The organism is Fulvimonas yonginensis, from assembly GCF_037137055.1.
Taxonomy (GTDB): Bacteria; Pseudomonadota; Gammaproteobacteria; order Xanthomonadales; family Rhodanobacteraceae; genus Frateuria_A; species Frateuria_A yonginensis.
Window position 1 is genome coordinate 132,646 of record NZ_JBBBNY010000004.1, and the last position, 16,005, is coordinate 148,650.

At 71.5% G+C, this 16,005-nt stretch carries 17 protein-coding genes; 7 read left to right on the forward strand and 10 right to left on the reverse strand.

Going from position 1 to position 16,005, the window contains the following annotated elements:
- Positions 1–20 precede the first annotated feature (20 nt).
- A complete protein-coding gene (locus tag WAT24_RS08225) occupies positions 21–776 on the forward strand; it encodes a pteridine reductase (protein ID WP_336807366.1) in 756 nt (251 codons plus the stop codon).
- Here the strand turns inward: WAT24_RS08225 and WAT24_RS08230 are convergent, their stop codons facing one another.
- The 5 genes from WAT24_RS08230 to tsaD form a co-directional block, all read right to left on the reverse strand.
- On the reverse strand, positions 777–1,634 hold the full coding sequence (locus WAT24_RS08230; protein WP_336807367.1) for a DUF6159 family protein: 858 nt from the start codon (positions 1,632–1,634) through the stop codon (positions 777–779).
- Positions 1,635–1,787: 153 nt separating this feature from the next.
- Positions 1,788–2,270, reverse strand: coding sequence for a 2-amino-4-hydroxy-6-hydroxymethyldihydropteridine diphosphokinase (gene folK / locus WAT24_RS08235; RefSeq protein WP_336807368.1), 483 nt, complete (start codon positions 2,268–2,270; stop codon positions 1,788–1,790).
- 2 nt (positions 2,271–2,272) lie between these two features.
- A complete protein-coding gene (locus tag WAT24_RS08240) occupies positions 2,273–3,535 on the reverse strand; it encodes a mechanosensitive ion channel family protein (RefSeq protein WP_336807369.1) in 1,263 nt (420 codons plus the stop codon).
- An 88-nt stretch (positions 3,536–3,623) separates the two neighbouring features.
- Entirely contained in the window at positions 3,624–3,983 is a 360-nt protein-coding gene (gene folB / locus WAT24_RS08245) for a dihydroneopterin aldolase (protein WP_336807370.1), read from the reverse strand.
- Between the two features lie 133 nt (positions 3,984–4,116).
- On the reverse strand, positions 4,117–5,151 hold the full coding sequence (tsaD, locus tag WAT24_RS08250) for a tRNA (adenosine(37)-N6)-threonylcarbamoyltransferase complex transferase subunit TsaD (RefSeq protein ID WP_336807513.1): 1,035 nt from the start codon (positions 5,149–5,151) through the stop codon (positions 4,117–4,119).
- Positions 5,152–5,262: 111 nt separating this feature from the next.
- Here tsaD and rpsU point away from each other — a divergent pair, with 111 nt between their 5' ends.
- The 6 genes from rpsU to WAT24_RS08280 all read left to right on the forward strand — a co-directional run bounded on the left by rpsU (position 5,263) and on the right by WAT24_RS08280 (position 10,095).
- Entirely contained in the window at positions 5,263–5,478 is a 216-nt protein-coding gene (gene rpsU / locus WAT24_RS08255; protein WP_055999514.1) for a 30S ribosomal protein S21, read from the forward strand.
- 119 nt (positions 5,479–5,597) lie between these two features.
- Positions 5,598–6,044, forward strand: a complete 447-nt coding sequence (locus WAT24_RS08260; protein ID WP_336807371.1) for a GatB/YqeY domain-containing protein — start codon at positions 5,598–5,600, stop codon at positions 6,042–6,044.
- 210 nt (positions 6,045–6,254) lie between these two features.
- Positions 6,255–6,425: a DUF1328 domain-containing protein gene (locus WAT24_RS08265; protein ID WP_336807372.1), complete on the forward strand. Its 171-nt coding sequence runs from the start codon at positions 6,255–6,257 to the stop codon at positions 6,423–6,425.
- Positions 6,426–6,538: 113 nt separating this feature from the next.
- Entirely contained in the window at positions 6,539–8,335 is a 1,797-nt protein-coding gene (locus tag WAT24_RS08270; RefSeq protein ID WP_336807373.1) for a DNA primase, read from the forward strand.
- A gap of 69 nt (positions 8,336–8,404) precedes the next feature.
- Positions 8,405–9,031, forward strand: a complete 627-nt coding sequence (locus WAT24_RS08275) for a DedA family protein (RefSeq protein WP_336807374.1) — start codon at positions 8,405–8,407, stop codon at positions 9,029–9,031.
- A gap of 53 nt (positions 9,032–9,084) precedes the next feature.
- Positions 9,085–10,095 (forward strand): bile acid:sodium symporter family protein, encoded by a 1,011-nt coding sequence (locus tag WAT24_RS08280; protein ID WP_336807375.1) that lies wholly within the window; start codon positions 9,085–9,087, stop codon positions 10,093–10,095.
- A 124-nt stretch (positions 10,096–10,219) separates the two neighbouring features.
- Here WAT24_RS08280 and mgtA read toward each other — a convergent pair whose 3' ends face one another.
- The 5 genes from mgtA to WAT24_RS08305 all read right to left on the reverse strand — a co-directional run bounded on the left by mgtA (position 10,220) and on the right by WAT24_RS08305 (position 15,999).
- A complete protein-coding gene (gene mgtA, locus WAT24_RS08285; protein ID WP_336807376.1) occupies positions 10,220–12,871 on the reverse strand; it encodes a magnesium-translocating P-type ATPase in 2,652 nt (883 codons plus the stop codon).
- A 134-nt stretch (positions 12,872–13,005) separates the two neighbouring features.
- Complete coding sequence (locus tag WAT24_RS08290; RefSeq protein WP_336807377.1) at positions 13,006–13,191, reverse strand: hypothetical protein; 186 nt, start codon at positions 13,189–13,191, stop codon at positions 13,006–13,008.
- Between the two features lie 269 nt (positions 13,192–13,460).
- A complete protein-coding gene (gene cyoE / locus WAT24_RS08295; RefSeq protein ID WP_336807378.1) occupies positions 13,461–14,366 on the reverse strand; it encodes a heme o synthase in 906 nt (301 codons plus the stop codon).
- 28 nt (positions 14,367–14,394) lie between these two features.
- Positions 14,395–14,808 (reverse strand): EF-hand domain-containing protein, encoded by a 414-nt coding sequence (locus WAT24_RS08300; RefSeq protein ID WP_336807379.1) that lies wholly within the window; start codon positions 14,806–14,808, stop codon positions 14,395–14,397.
- An 18-nt stretch (positions 14,809–14,826) separates the two neighbouring features.
- Positions 14,827–15,999: a COX15/CtaA family protein gene (locus WAT24_RS08305; protein ID WP_336807514.1), complete on the reverse strand. Its 1,173-nt coding sequence runs from the start codon at positions 15,997–15,999 to the stop codon at positions 14,827–14,829.
- Positions 16,000–16,005: the final 6 nt, after the last annotated feature.

The window sequence follows — 16,005 nt, forward strand, 5'->3', positions numbered from 1 at the left end:
CTTTGCGGCAAGCTCGCCGCATGACCGCCCCGACCGACCCCTCCACCCGCCCCGTCGCCCTGGTCACCGGTGCCGCACGCCGCGTCGGCGCCAGCATCGCGCGCCAGCTGCACGCGGCCGGCTACGACCTGGCCCTGCATTACCGCCGCTCGGCGGGCGATGCCGAGGCGCTGGCGGCGGAGCTGGAGGTCCGGCGCCCCCACAGCACGCTGCTGCTGGCCGCCGAGCTGGCCGATACGGCGCGGTTGCCGTCGCTGGTGCAGCGCGCAGTGGATCGCTTCGGCCGACTCGACGCGCTGGTCAACAACGCCTCCGCATTCCGGCCCACGCCGGTCGGCGAGGCCACGCCGGCGCACTGGGAGGAGCTGTTCGCCTCCAACGCGCAGGCACCGTTCTTCCTGTCCCAGGCCGCCTGGCCGGCGCTGCGCGAGGCGCGCGGGGCGATCGTCAACCTGGTGGACATCTACGCCGAACGGCCCTTGGCCGGCTACCCGATCTACGTGATGGCGAAGGCCGCGCTGGCGGCGATGACCCGCGCGCTGGCGCTGGACCTGGGTCCCGAGGTGCGCGTCAACGCGGTGGCCCCCGGCGCCGTGCTGTGGCCGGACGAGGGCAAGGACTACGACGACCGCGCCGCGATGCTGGCGCGCACCCCGCTGCGGCGCGCCGGCAGTCCGCAGGACGTGGCCGGCGCGGTGCTGTGGCTGCTGCGCGACGCGCCCTTCGTCACCGGACAGATCATCCGCGTGGACGGCGGGCGCAGCCTGTCGGTGTAGTCACCGCTTCGGACGGAAGGCGCTTTCGAGCAGCGCGGCCTCGAAGCCGGCACCGACCACGCCATCCTCCGCGTAGTGGTACAGCGCAGCGGCATAGATGCCCTGCAGCGAGGCCTGCACCAGGCCGAGCAGCACCAGACCGACCGCCACCACCGCCACCGCAACCACCACCGCGGGCAGCGAATGCAGCGCCACCGCGCCGCCGATCAGCAGCGCGCCGAGCAGTACGGCCAGCAAGGTCGCCAGTCCGAACGCGGTGCCCAGGCCGACGTTGCCGACCAGGTTCTCGCCCCAGGTGCGCTTGAGCAGCTCCACGCTGCGCCTGACCGCATCGAACGGGCCGACGTCCTGGCTGGCAAGCACCGGTACCACCAGGAAGGTCGCCACCGTCCACGCCAGCCCGAGGAAGCCCGCCACCAGCCGGCCGATCAGGCCCAGCCGCTCCTGCAGTGCACGCAGGAACAGGCCGACCGTGGCCGCGATCAGTGCATAGCCGAGAAGGCTCGCCCAGCGCGAGCGGGCCAGCGCCAGGCCGTCGGAAAGCCGGGTCGGCTCGCCGCGCAGGTGGCGCAAGGCGCAACCGGCCAGCGCGGTGTTGAAGAACACGATCACGAAGTACTGCACGAGGTAGAAGCCGAATCCGACCAGGTAGACGAGCGCCGACCCATGCCGCGTGCGCTCGCCGCCGAGGTATCCGCCGGCGATCACCGCCAGCGCCACGGGGACCAGGAAGCTTGCCGCCACCACCAGCGAGCACACGCCCGAAAGCAGCGGAAAGGCGAGCAGCGCCTTGTCCGACCGCAACACCGCGGCACTCGCCTTCATCAGGTCCCAACTGCGGGCCAACTTGCCGGCCATGCGCTTCCCCTCGTTCCGTGATTGACGGCGGCCTTTCTAGCACCCGGCCGGCTGCCGCGACAGTGGCCGACCCACGCGCTCCATAGGAGCGAGCTTGCTCGCGGTGCTCCGTCTGTCGCCTGCGGAGCAACGGCCTCGCGAGCAAGCTCGCTCCTACAGGGGATAGGGTTGCAGCGGTTCGCTCTCCTGCGGGAACGCCGCCCACAGCTCGGCCAGGCGGCGCCCGTCCAGCGGGTGGCGCAGGTCCGGCGCGATGTCGGCCAGCGGCTTGAGCACGAAGGCGTGCGCCAGCTCCTTGCGCGGCACCTGCAGGTGGCCGGGCCCATCGATCACGCGCTGGTCGTAGAGCACGATGTCCACGTCGAGCGTGCGATCCGCATAGCGCGGCACGTCGCGGCGGCGGCCGTGGCGGTCCTCCAGCGCGTGCAGCCAATCGTTGAGCGCTTCGGGTTCGAGCCCGGTCTGCAATGCCGCCGCCAGGTTGACGAAGTCGGGCCCGTCGAAACCGACCGCGCGGCTGCGGTAAGCCGGCGAGACGACCACGTCGCCGAAGCGCGCGCGCAGCTCGTCCAGCGCCGCGCGCAGGTGCCGCCGCGGCTCGATGTTGGAGCCCAGGCTGAGGTAGGCGCGTGCCATGCTCAGGCCTCGGCCAGCGCGCCCACGCGCACCGGCACCGGTGCGCGCGAGGCCAGCGCCGCGCGCACGTCCTGCCCCGACGGTTGCTGGTACAGCGCCAGGCCGAATTCCGGCAGCAGCGCGAACAGGTGCTCGAAGATGTCCGCCTGGATGCCCTCGTACTCGGCCCAGGCCACCGTGGCGGTGAAGCAGTACAGCTCCAGCGGGATGCCCTGCGGGCCGCTGTCGAGCTGGCGTACCATGCAGGTCATCCCGCGATGGATGCGCGGATGCTGGCGCAGGTAGGCCTGCGCGTAGGCGCGGAAGGTACCCAGGTTGGTCAGGCGGCGGCGGTTGGCCGGCACCGCGGCCGCCTCGCCCAGCGCGCGGTTCCAGTGCTCCACCTCGCGCGCCTTCGACGGCAGGTAGTCGCCCAGCAGGCGCAGCGCGGACAGCCGGCCGATCTCCGCCTCGTCGAGGAAGCGCACGCTGGCCGCGTCGATGTGCAGGGCGCGCTTGATCCGCCGCCCGCCCGACTCCTGCATGCCGCGCCAGTTGCGGTAGGCATCGCCGATCAGGCGCCAGCTGGGGATGCTGGTGACGGTGTTGTCCCAGTTGCGCACCTTGACCGTGTGCAGGGCGATGTCGATGACCTCGCCGTCGGCGCTCAGTTGCGGCATCTCGATCCAGTCGCCGACCCGCAGCAGGTCGTTGGAGGACAGCTGCAGGCTCGCCACGAAGCCGAGGATGGTGTCCTTGAAGACCAGCATCAGCACCGCCGACAGCGCGCCCACGCCCGACAGCAGCAACCCGACCTGGCGGCCGGTGACCACGGCGATGACCACCAGCGCGCCGGTCAGGAACAGGCCGAGCTTGAGCAGCTGCACCACGCCCTTGATCGAGCGCTGGCGCCCGGCCGGGGTCTGCCGGTAGAGGTCGTCCGCCGCCGACAGTACGGCGCCGAGCGCCTGCACCACGAACAGCACCACCAGCGCCAGCATCGCCTTGCCTACCACGGTTTCCACCGCGGCGGGCACGCCGGGCACCAGCACGATGCCGTACTGCACCAGCAGGGGCGGCACCAGCCGTGCCAGCCAGCGGAACGCGCCGTGCTGCAGCAGCGCGTCGTCCCAGCGCCAGACGGTGCGGCGGGCGAGGCCGTCGAGCAGGCGCAGCAACAGGCGCCGGCACAGCTCGCCGGCCAGCCAGGCCAGCGCCAGCAGGGCGAGGCTGCCCAGCAGCGTGCGCATCCAGGGCAGATCGAAAAGGGTTTGCAGGGAGGCCATGAAGTTGCTCCTGTCGTCGCGGGAGCGCGCGGCGCGCTCCGGGCGAGCATGGGTCGAGGAAGGCGGGCGCCCGCGGGCCGGGGCGTGCCTACTGCGGCCGCGTACCGCGTTCGATCCGCACGCCGACCGCGCGCGCGCCGCGCACGGCGCCCGGCTTGGACAGCTTCAACCGCACCCAGGGAACGCCGAACTCCTCGCGGATGATCGCGGCGCACCGCTCCGCCAGCGTCTCGACCAGCCCGAAGCTGGACGCGCCCACGTACTCGATCAGCCGCTTGGACACGGCCTTGTAGTCGAGCGTGTGGGCGATGTCGTCGTGCGCCGCCGGCACGGTGTTGTCGAAGGCCATCTCGATGTCGAACGCGAGCGTCTGGCGCACGCGCCGCTCCCAGTCGTAGATGCCGATCACCGCGTCGATGCGCAGGTCCTCGATGAAAACGATGTCCATGCGACAAGGGTCGGCGAGCGCGGGCAGGGATGCAAGCCACCGCCGCAATCAACGCACCGTGGGAGCGAGCGAGCTCGCGATGCTGTGGTCTTCGGGAGGCTCCAGAGCCAGAGCACCGCGAGCAAGCTCGCTCCTACGTGGCTGCGGCGACGGCCGGCAGGCTCTCCAGGTCCCAGCGCGGCTGCACCCGCACGGCCTCGTCCTGGCCCTGCCCCGCGGCCAGCCGGATCGCGCCGGCCAGGGCGATCATGGCGCCGTTGTCGGTGCAGAAGGCCAGGCGCGGGAAATAGGTGCGGAAGCCGTCCTGCCGTCCGGCCGCGGCCAGCGTCTCGCGCAGGCGCCGGTTGGCGCCGACGCCGCCGGCGATCACCAGCCGCTCGGTGCCGGTGGCCTCCAGCGCGCGGCGGCACTTGATCACCAGCGTGTCGACGATCGCCTCTTCGAAGCCGCGCGCCACGTCGGCACGGGTCTGCTCGGACCGGTCCGACTGCTGCCAGGCCAGCAGCACCTGCGTCTTCAGGCCCGAGAAGCTGAAGTCCAGCCCCGGCCGGTCGGTCATCGGACGGGCGAAGCGGAACACGCCCGGGCGACCCTGCTCGGCCAGCTTGGCCAGCGCCGGCCCGCCCGGGTAGGGCAGCCCCATCAGCTTGGCGGTCTTGTCGAAGGCCTCGCCGGCGGCGTCGTCCAGGGTGTCGCCGAGCAGGCGGTAGCGCCCGATCGCCTCGACCTCCACCAGCATGGAATGCCCGCCGGAGACCAGCAGCGCCACGAACGGCGGCGCCGGCGGGTCGGGCTCCAGCAGCGGCGCCAGCAGATGGCCTTCCATGTGGTGCACGCCGATCGCCGGCACCCCCAGCGCCCAGGCCATGGCGCGCGCGGCGGCGGCCCCGACCAGCAGGGCGCCGACCAGGCCCGGGCCGGCGGTGTAGGCCACGCCGCCGAGGTCGGCCGGGGTCAGGCCGGCCTGCGCCAGCGCCTCGCGGACCAGCGGCAGCAGCTTGCGGACGTGGTCGCGGCTGGCCAGTTCCGGCACCACGCCGCCGTAGTCCGCATGCAGCCTGATCTGGCTGTAGAGCGCATGGGCGAGCAGCCCGCTGCCGGGCGCCTGCGGCTCCCAGCGCAGCAGCGCCACCCCGGTCTCGTCGCAGGAGGTTTCCACGCCGAGCACCGGCCGGCCGGGCAGGTTTGAAAATGGATTGGTGTCCACGCTATACTTCGCGGCTCGCCACTATTCACAGGCTCGCCAGGTTGGCGGGCCAGTTTACCACCCGGAGTTTTCATGCCCAGCGTCAAAGTCCGCGAGAACGAGCCGTTCGAGCTTGCCCTGCGCCGCTTCAAGCGCACCTGCGAAAAGGCCGGCGTGCTCGCCGAGACCCGCAAGCGGGAGTTCTACGAGAAGCCGACCCAGGAGCGCAAGCGCAAGCGCGCCGCCGCGGTGAAGCGCCACCTGCGCCGCCTCTCGCGCGACGTCTCCCGCAAGACCCGGATGTACTGAACCCCTGCCGCCGCAGCGTCCCGCGCGGCACAGGCGTTCTCCGGCGGCACGGCCGCCGCATCCCGAGGCCGGTGTTGCCGCGCGGCAACGCCGGCCTTTCGCATTTCCGGAGCCAGCCCATGAGCCTGAAGCAGCGCATCACCGACGACATGAAGGCCGCCATGCGCGGCGGCGAGAAGGAACGCCTGGGAGTGATCCGCCTGATGCTCGCGGCGATCAAGCAGCGCGAGGTCGACGAGCGGATCGAGCTGGACGCCGCCCAGACGCTGGCCGTGCTCGAGAAGATGCTCAAGCAGCGCCGCGATTCGGTGAGCCAGTTCGAGGCGGCCGGCCGCGAGGACCTGGCCGCGGTCGAACGCGCGGAGATGGCGGTGATCGAGGGCTACCTGCCGGCCAAGCTGGACGACGCCGAGCTCGACGCGCTCATCGACGAAGCCATCACGCAGACCGGCGCCAGCTCCGCCCGCGACATGGGCAAGGTGGTCGGTGCCGTGAAGCGGAAGGCAGCCGGTCGCGCCGACATGGCGCAGGTCTCCGCCCGCATCAAGGCCCGTCTGGGCGGCTGACGCCCGGGCGCGGCGGCACGGCACCCCCGACCCGCCTTGAAGAGGAACGGGTGCCCCGGGCGCGCGGCCCCTGCCAAGCACTGGCGCACGCCACGCTCACGCCCCGCACAGCGAGCTGATGCGCACCCTTCACGCCCGATCGCCTACAAGGGGGCGGCGTCGCCTGATCGGAGGCTCCCGCCCCGGCCGCGCGACGGAGGGAGAAGCGGCATGCTCAAGTGGGCCATCATCTTCGCCATCATTTCGCTGGTCACGGGTTGGCTGGGGTTCGGTGGCATTTCGGGCGTCACCGCCACCATCGCCAAGATCCTGTTCGCGATCTTCGTGATCCTGTTCATCATCGCCCTGCTGGCGGTGATCGGCGTGTTCCACATCCTGTAGCGCCGGGGCCCGTCCGCGCGCCCGCGCACGGCACGTCACGGCGGGCCCAGGCGGCCTTCCGTGACGTCGCAGGTGCCCCCGAACCCGGGCCCAGGCCCTAGACTAGGCCGTCTATGCGCGGCCGTATCCCCGACAGCTTCATCGACGAACTGCTCGCCCGCGTCGACATCGTCGACGTGATCGAGCGACGCGTGCCGCTGAAGAAGGCCGGGCGCGAGTGGACCGCGTGCTGCCCGTTCCACAACGAACGCACGCCCTCGTTCTACGTCAGCCCCGCCAAGCAGTTCTTCCACTGCTTCGGCTGCGGCGCGCACGGCACCGCAGTGAAGTTCCTGATGGACTACGAGCGGCTGGAGTTCCCCGACGCGGTGGAGGAGCTGGCCCAGTCGGTGGGCCTGACCGTGCCGCGCGAGGGCGGCCGCGAAGCGGGGCCACGCGAGGACAAGAGCGACCTGTACGCCCTGCTCGAGGACGCCGCGCGCTGGTACGAGGGCGAGCTGCCCAGGAGCGCCGAGGCACAGGCCTACTGCCGCAAGCGCGGGCTGGATGCCGACACCATCGCCCGCTTCCGCCTGGGCTGGGCGCCGGCCGGTTACGACGGGCTGATCAAGGCGCTGGGCGGCAGCGACCGGCGCATGCAGCTGCTGACGGAAGCGGGCATGGTCGCCACCGGCGAGCGCGGCCACCGCTATGACCGCTTCCGCGAGCGGCTGATGTTCCCGATCCTCGACCGTCGCGGCCGGGTGATCGCCTTCGGCGGCCGGGTGCTGAGCGGTTCTTCGAGCGTGAGTCCTTCGCGCGAAGACCAAGAGGCGGGCAGCCCTGCCCTGGCTCCCGAGAAAAGCGCCCCCAAGTACCTCAACTCGCCCGAGACCCCGCTGTTCCACAAGGGCCGCGAGCTGTTCGCGCTGTGGCAGGTGAAGCAGGCCAACGCGAGCCTGCAGCGCGTCGTGGTGGTCGAGGGCTACATGGATGTGATCGCCCTGCACCAGGCCGGCCTGCCGATCGCGGTGGCCACGCTGGGCACGGCGACCACGCCCGAGCACACCGAGGTGCTGTTCCGTGCCGCGCCCGACGTGGTGTTCTGCTTCGACGGCGACCGTGCCGGCCGCGCCGCCGCCTGGAAGGCGCTGGAGGCCGCGCTGCCGCGCCTGCGCGACGGGCGCCAGGCCTACTTCCTGTTCCTGCCCGAGGGCGAGGATCCGGACACGCTGGTGCGCAAGGAGGGCAAGGAGGGCTTCGAGCGGCGCCTGAAGGCGGCCACGCCGCTGTCCGAATACTTCTTCGGCGAGCTCGCGCACGACGTGGACACCGCCAGCCTGGACGGCCGCGCTCGGCTGGCCGAGCGCGCGCGCCCGCTGATCGCCCGGCTTCCCGACGGCGCCTTCCGCGACCTGATGGCGGACGAGCTGGAGAAGCGCACCGGCGCGCGCGCCCAGGTGCCGGCCGAGCCGGCCGCGCGCCGCGCGGTGCAACGGCCGGTCGCGGTGCAGCGTTCACTGGTGCGCAGCGCGATCGCCCTGCTGCTGGCGCAGCCCGGCCTGGCCGACCTGGTCGAGCCGCCCTACCGCTTCCTGCGCCTGGACAAGCCGGGCGTGGGCCTGCTCGCCGAGCTGCTGGACCTGTGCCGCGCGCGGCCGGGCATCAACCCGGCCATGCTGGTCGAGCATTTCGCCGAGCGGCCCGAGTACCCCGCGCTGCAGAAGCTGATGGCGGCGATGGTGGTCGGCGAGCCGGAGGCGCAGCGGGCGGAGTTCCTCGACGCACTGGCGCGGATGGAAGACCAGGCCGTCGCGCTGCGCCGCGAGGCGCTCACCGCCAAGCACCGCGAGGGCGCGCTCAGCGACGCCGAGAAGGCGGAACTGCGCGAACTGCTGGCGGCGCGCCGCCCGACCCCGGCGCAGGGCTGAGCACGATGGCGCGATTCCCGGCGCGCACGCGCCTCCACCGCCCGGCGCGCGCGCCCGCCTGGACCGCCGATGCAGTTGCTTGAGCGCCTGATCCTGCTGTTCGCCGAGAGCGGCTACCTGGCGGTGTTCGGCGCACTGCTGCTGTGCGGTGCGGGTGCGCCGCTGCCGGAGGACATCACGCTGGTCGCCGGCGGCGTGATCGCGGGCCTGGGGTTCGCCAACGTGCACGCGATGGTGGTGGTGGCGCTGGTCGGCGTGCTGGCCGGTGACGCGGCGATGTTTCTGCTCGGCCACCGCCACGGCGCACGCATCATGCAATGGCCGCTGGTCGCGCGGCTGCTCACGCCGGCGCGCTACGCCCAGGTGCAGGAGAAGTTCGCCCGCTACGGCAACCGCCTGCTGTTCCTGGCGCGCTTCCTGCCGGGCATGCGCACGGCGGTCTACGTCACCGCGGGCGCGACCCATCGCGTCTCGTTCCTGCGCTTCTTCCTGCTCGACGGCCTGGCCGCACTGATCAGCGTGCCGCTGTGGGTCTACCTCGGCTATGCCGGCGCCGACAAGCGCGAGTGGCTGGCCATGTGGATCGGGCGCGGACAGCACGGGATGTGGATCCTGGCCGGACTGGGCGTGCTGGTGGTGGCGGCACTGTGGTGGTGGCGCCGGCGACGCGCACGCCGCAGCGCAGGCAACGGCTGACCGGCAGCCGCTAGAATCGGCGACCCGCGCGCTCGCGTCCCTCACGATCGTTCATGCTCCCTGCCCCGCTGCGCCGGCTGCTTCCCGACGGCTTCACGCTCGCCCTGCTCGGCACGGTCGCGCTGGCCAGCGTGCTGCCTTGCCGTGGCGACGCGGCGCGGTGGCTGGACCGCGCCACCGACGCGGCGATCATGCTGCTGTTCTTCCTGCACGGTGCCAAGCTCCCGCGCGCGGCGATCCTGCGTGCCCTGGCGCACTGGCGGCTGCACCTGGCCGTGTTCGCCAGCACGTTCGTGCTGTTCCCGCTGCTCGGCTGGCTGCTCGCGCCGCTGTCGCGCGCGCTGCTGACGCCGCAGCTGGCGCTCGGCGTGCTGTTCGTCTGCACGCTGCCGTCCACGGTGCAGTCCTCGATCGCGTTCACTTCGATCGCCGGGGGCAACGTGCCGGCGGCGGTGGTCAGCGCCTCGCTCTCCAGCCTGCTCGGCATCGTGCTGACGCCGCTGCTGGCGGGACTGCTGCTCGCCGCGCATGGCGGTGCGTCGCCCGGCCTGGCCGGCGTCTGGAAGATCGTCGAGCTGCTGCTGCTGCCCTTCGCGGCCGGGCACCTGCTGCGGCCGTGGCTCGGCGACTGGGTCGAGCGCCACCGGCCGCTCCTGGGCCTGACCGATCGGGGCACGGTCCTGCTGGTGGTGTACGCGGCGTTCGGCGAGGCCGTCGTCGCGGGCCTGTGGCGCGACACCGCACCGCTCGCGCTTGCCGCCACGCTGGGGCTCGGCGCGTTGCTGCTCGGCCTGGCGCTGCTGTCCACCGGCATGGCCGGGCGGCTGCTCGGCTTCACCCGCGCCGATCGCATCACGTTGCTCTTTTGCGGTTCGAAGAAGAGCCTCGCCAGCGGCGTGCCGATGGCGAAGATCCTGTTCACCGGCCAGGCCGGCGGGCTGGGCGCGCTGCTGCTGCCGCTGATGATCTTCCACCAGCTGCAACTGATGGTCTGCGCGGTACTGGCGCGGCGCTACGCCACTCGCGCCGCCGCCCGCGGCGACGGGGAAGCGAGCGCGGATTGAGCAGGCCACCGCGACCGCCGTCCGCGACAGATAGGAGCGGGCGTGCCCGCGATGCTCTGCTCGATGCGGTACCCAAGCCAAAGGCATCGCGAGCAAGCTCGCTCCTGCGGCAGGCGCCGGGCGGTCAGAGCCAGCGCCCGTAGCGGCGGATGTACAGATGCTTCACCAGCTGGGTGAGGCCGGCGTAGCAGAGCAGCGTCAAGGCGAGCCAGCCGAAGTAGGCCACCGGCAACGTACCCATGCCGAGCTTGCCGCCGAGCGGGCTGAACGGGATGACCAGCCCGATGGCGCCGATGGCCACGGTCAGCGCCAGCACCGGCGCGGCTGCGATGCTCTGCAGGAACGGGATGCGCCGCGTGCGGATCATGTGCACGATCAGCGTCTGCGACAGCAGCCCCTCGACGAACCAGCCCGACTGGAACAGCGCCTGGTGCGCCGGCGTGTTCGCCCCGAACAGGTGCCACAGCAACCAGAAGGTGGTCAGGTCGAAGATCGAGCTGACCGGCCCCACCCAGGCCATGAAGCGACCGATGTCGCTGGCGTCCCACTGCCGCGGACGGCGCAGGTATTCCTCGTCCATGCGGTCGAACGGGATCGCCAGCTGCGAGATGTCGTAGAGCAGGTTCTGGACCAGCAGCTGCAACGGCAGCATCGGCAGGAACGGCAGGAACGCGCTGGCCACCAGCACGCTGAACACGTTGCCGAAGTTCGAGCTGGCGGTCATCTTGATGTACTTCATGACGTTGCCGAAGGTGATGCGGCCCTCGACCACGCCCTCCTCCAGCACCATCAGGTTCTTTTCCAGCAGGATGATGTCGGCCGACTCCTTGGCGATGTCGGTGGCGGTGTCCACCGAGATGCCGACGTCCGCCTCGCGCAGCGCCGGCGCGTCGTTGATGCCGTCGCCGAGGAAGCCGACGGTGTGCCCCTGGCGCTGCAGCGACTTCACCACGCGCGCCTTCTGCAACGGCGACATCTTGGCGAACACGGTGGTGCGCGCGACCAGCGCATCCAGCGCCGCGTCGTCCAGCGCCTCGATGTCGCGCCCCTGGGCCGAATGGCTGACTTCCAGCCCCACCTCGCGGCAGATCTTGCGGGTCACCGCCTCGTTGTCGCCGGTGATCACCTTCACCGCCACGCCGTGCTCGTGCAACGCCGCGATCGCGGTGGAGGCCGAGTCCTTGGGCGGGTCGAGGAAGGCGAGGCAGCCGATCGCGGTCAGGCCTGCCTCGTCGGCCAGGCCGTAGGCGCGGCCGCTCGGGCTCGCACGCTTGACCGCGACCACCAGGACGCGCAGGCCGTCCTCGTTCAGGCGGTGGGTCATCGCGCGGATCCCGGCGCGGCGCGCGTCGTCCAGCGGCACTTCCTGGCCTCCCAGACGGGCCGCGCTGCAGATGGCCAGCATCTCCTCCACCGCGCCCTTGCACACCAGCAGGTGCTGTCCGTCGCCGCCGGCCAGCACCACCGACATGCGCCGGCGCTGAAAGTCGAACGGGATCTCGTCGACCAGGCGGAAGCGGGCGGCGGTCGGTTCGAGGTCGCGGTGGGCGAGCACCGCCTTGTCCATCAGGTTCTTCAGGCCGGTCTGGAAGCGGCTGTTGAGGTAGCCGTACTCGAGCGCCTCGTCGGACGGCTCGCCCTCCAGGTCCAGGTGGCGCTCCAGCACGATGCGGTCCAGCGTGAGCGTGCCGGTCTTGTCGGTGCACAGCACGTCCATGGCGCCGAAGTTCTGGATCGCGTTCAGGCGCTTGACCACCACCTTGCGGCGCGACATGGCAAGCGCGCCCTTGCCCAGGTTGGCAGTGACGATCAGCGGCAACATCTCCGGGGTCAGGCCAACCGCCACCGACAGCGCGAACAGGAAGGCCTGCAGCCAGTCGTGCTTGTCCAAGCCGTTGATCAGGAACACCACCGGCACCATCACCGCCATGAAGCGGATCAGCAGCCAGCTGACCGAACGCACGCCGCGGTCGAAGCTGGTCTGCACGCGCGGGCCCGACAGCGTGTGCGCCAGCGAGCCGAGGTAGCTGCGCGGACCGGTCGCCACCACCACCGCGGTGGCGGTGCCGCTGACCACGTTGGTGCCCATGTAGCAGACGCTGGACAGCTCCAGCGGATGGCTGCTGTCGGCGGCGAGCAGGTCGCGCGCGCTGGGCGCGGCCTTCTCCACCGGCAGCGATTCGCCGGTGAGGATGGCCTGGCTGATGAACAGGTCCTTGGCCGAGAGCAGGCGCAGGTCGGCCGGCACCATGTCGCCGGCACCCAGGTGCACGATGTCGCCGGCGACAAGCTCGCCGACCGGCACCTCGATGCGCTCGCTGTGGCCGTCGGCGGCGCGCCGGGTGACGGTTGCGGTGTTGCGTACCATCGCCTTGAGCTGCTCGGCGGCGCGCGAGGAACGGAACTCCTGGGTGAAGCTGAGCAGCACGCTGATGCCGACCATCACCGCGATGATCAGCGGCCCGGTGAGGTCCGCGCGGTCGGTCGCCAGCTGCACGATCGCCAGCAGCACCAGCACGGTGATGAACGGGTTCTTGCAGGCGCGCAGCAGCTGCCGCGACCAGTGCGGCGGCTTCTCGTGGGAGACCTCGTTGGCGCCGTCGCGGTGCAGCCGCGCGGCGATCTGCGTGGCGTCCAGGCCGGCCAGGGTGGTGTCCAGCGTGGCCAGCAGTTCGTCGTTGCGGGCCAGGGCGTGGTCGGCGGCCGCCACGCGCGAGTGGGTCACGCTCCTGCCGGTCGCCCGCGCCGCGGCGGTCTGAAGGGTCTGCCTGATCATCTGTCCGTTTCCGTCTGTCGCTTCGCTGCACCGGCGGGCCAGGAATCAGGCGCGCGCCGGCTACCGGTCCGGCCGTCTTGGCCGGTCGATCGCGGGGACTGGCGGAGGCCAGCCCTTGCGGAGCGGACGCGGGCTCATCCGTTGACCACGCGGGGGAGCGGTGCCGACTGCGCCACCACGACGGGACGGCGCAGCTCGATCACCTCGGCCGCGGCCAGCGGCGCGGGCACGGTGACGGTGTAGACCGCCCGCGCCGTCCGACGATGCGGGAACAGGCTGCGCCACAGGCTCAGCAGGGAAAAATCGCGAAGGAGGTTCATGGCCCATCTCCTCGTAACGGTGTCCGCGACACCGCTCGGAGTGGGCCGGGCTTCCCTAGTCGAGGAAGGCGCCGGCCGACCGCAGGCGGTCGCCGCAGACGATCAGCTTGTAATGCGACGCCGGCACCCGATGCTCGCGGATGTCGACGTTGCGACTAGGGTAGACGTCCATATGCCTTGGAAGGTCTTGGGGAATGCCGCGGCGCTGCGCGCCGTCCGGCGCGCGCATTGTCGTGACGAAGCGGGAGGCTGTCAAGCCTGCGGCAGGCTCAGGCCGCGTGCTGCAGCACGAGACGGCTGCCCTGCAGCGGCGCCATCAGCCAGTGGTCGGCCAGCAGGAAGGCGAACAGCGCCATCAGATAGACCACCGAATACTTGAACACGCGCATGGCGAAGAACTCGTCCGGTGGGTCGAGCAGGCGGATCGCGTAGTACAGGAACCCGCCACCCAGCACCAGCGCGCCGCCCAGGTACACGGCGCCGCTGAAGCCGGTCAGCGCCGGCAGCAGGGTCACCAGCACCAGCAGCACGGTATAGAACAGCACGTGCCAGCGCGTGTAGGCGACGCCGTGGGTCACCGGCAGCATCGGGATCCGTGCGCGTGCGTAGTCGTCACGGCGGAAGATCGCCAGCGCCCAGAAATGCGGCGGCGTCCACACGAAGATGATCAGGCACAGCTGCAGCGCGAAGGCGTGCAGCTGCCCGGTCACCGCGGTCCAGCCCAGTACCGGCGGGATCGCGCCGGCCAAGCCGCCGATCACGATGTTCTGCGGCGTGGCGCGCTTGAGGTACGCCGTGTAGACCAGCGCGTAGCCGATCAGCCCGCCGAAGGTGAGCCACGCGGTCAGCGGGTTGACCAGCAGCGCCAGCACCAGCATCGAGGCGATGCCCAGTGCCACCGCGAACACCAGCACCTGCCGCGCGGTGAGCTGGCCGGTGGCGAGCGGGCGGCGCTGGGTGCGCGCCATCAGCTTGTCGATCCGCTCGTCGATCAGGTGGTTGAACGCGGCGGCCGACCCGGAAGCCATCCAGATCCCCAGCGTGCCGAACACCAGCGCGCGCCACGGCGGGATGCCCGGCACCGCCAAAAACATGCCGATCACCGCGCAGAACACCAGCAGCGCCACGACGCGCGGCTTGGTCAACTGGAAGTACTGGGAGAAATGCAGGGCCACGGGAGGCTTCACAGGTCGGGGCACGGGCTCAGGGCCCGTGCTGGGCGAGTTCGTTCGCGGCCGTATCGGCGTAGTCGGCGAATTCCGAGTAATCGAGGCGATGATTGCCGTTCAGGTCGAACGTATCGAAGCGTGCACGCAGCACCGGCAGGCTGGCCACTTCGGACCGCGCCAGACGCAGGTCCCTGTTGCGGTCGAGCGCCAGGAACAAGTCGGTCAGCTGCTGGTCCGACATCCGCGGCCGCGCGGCATCGCGCTCCCGGAGCCGGCGTTCGATCGACAGCGGATCCTGGCTGCCGGTGTGCTGGCTGCGTCGCTCCAGGGCGCCTGCGCTGACGCCCTTCTGCGCCTTTTCCTGCGCGACGGCGACGCCGCACAGGCACAGCGCACCCAACGCCGCGAGGGCGCTTCCCAGTATCCGGCCTTGACGGTTTGCCACCATTCCGTTCCTCCACGGGCTTCAGCGCGGTTGACGCGGCCCGGTGGGCGAGACGGGCACGGAAGGCCCCGCATCATCCAACCGTTGCTGCGCGCGCGCCAGGGTCGCCAGCAGGGTGAACAGCAGCAGGGCCGCTACGCCGTTGTGCAGGGTCGCTACCGGCAAGGGTAGCCCGAAATGCACGTTGCTGATGCCCAGTAGCACCTGCACCACCAGCACCACGCCGATCGCGCCCCCCGCGGCACGCAGGCCGGCGCGGGCGACGCGGTGGCCCAGCCACAGCAGGTACACGAAAACCACCAGCGCGCCGATGCGGTGCGCGATCTGGATGGCGCTGCGCGCGGCCATGTCGAGCACGCCACCTTCGTAGTTCACGCCGATGCCGCGCCATAGTACGAAGCCCTCCCTGAAGTCGGTCGGCGGCGCCCATTGGCCCAGGCACTTGGGGAAGGCATCCGGACCGGTGCCGCAGGCGAGCGCGGCATAGTTGGACGAGGTCCAGCCGCCCAGCGCGATCTGGCAGGCCAGCAGCACGATGCCGAGCGCGATCCAGCGGCGCAGCGGGGCGTACCGCTCGTCCGCTGCGCCGACGCCGGCGAAGCGCAGCGCGGCGTAGGCGAGCAGCGCGAAGGTGGTGATGCCGCCGAGCAGATGGCCCATCACCACGATCGGCTTGAGCAGCAGGGTCACCGTCCACATGCCGAGCATCGCCTGGAAGATGATCACCGCCAGCGCCAGCACGGCCAGCCGCCACGCGCCCGGCCGGCGCAGCCGCACCGCCGCGGCCAGCGGCAGCGCGATCGCCGCCACCGCCAGCAGCGAGGACCAGACGTGCTCCCCGCGCACGTACAAGGTGACGCCGCCGGCCGCCAGCAGCGCGCCGGCGATCACCGCCGTCCGCGCCCAGCGCGGCCGCCAGGCGGCCAGCAACGCGAGCGCCAGCACCAGCACGCCGAGCGTGCCCGCCAGGAAGCGGTGCACCTGCTCGCGCCAGGCCTTGTCCGCCTCGTAGGGACGGTCGGGAAAGGCGGCATCGGCGCGCGCCACCGCCTGCGCATGCTGCGGCCAGGTCACCTGGCCGTAGCAAGTGGGCCAGTCCGGGCAGGACAGGCCGGCATTGGAGAGGCGCACGAAGGCGCCGAACATCACCACGCCGAACGCGAACACCGCCGCGCACACGGCGAGCCAGCGCATCGCACG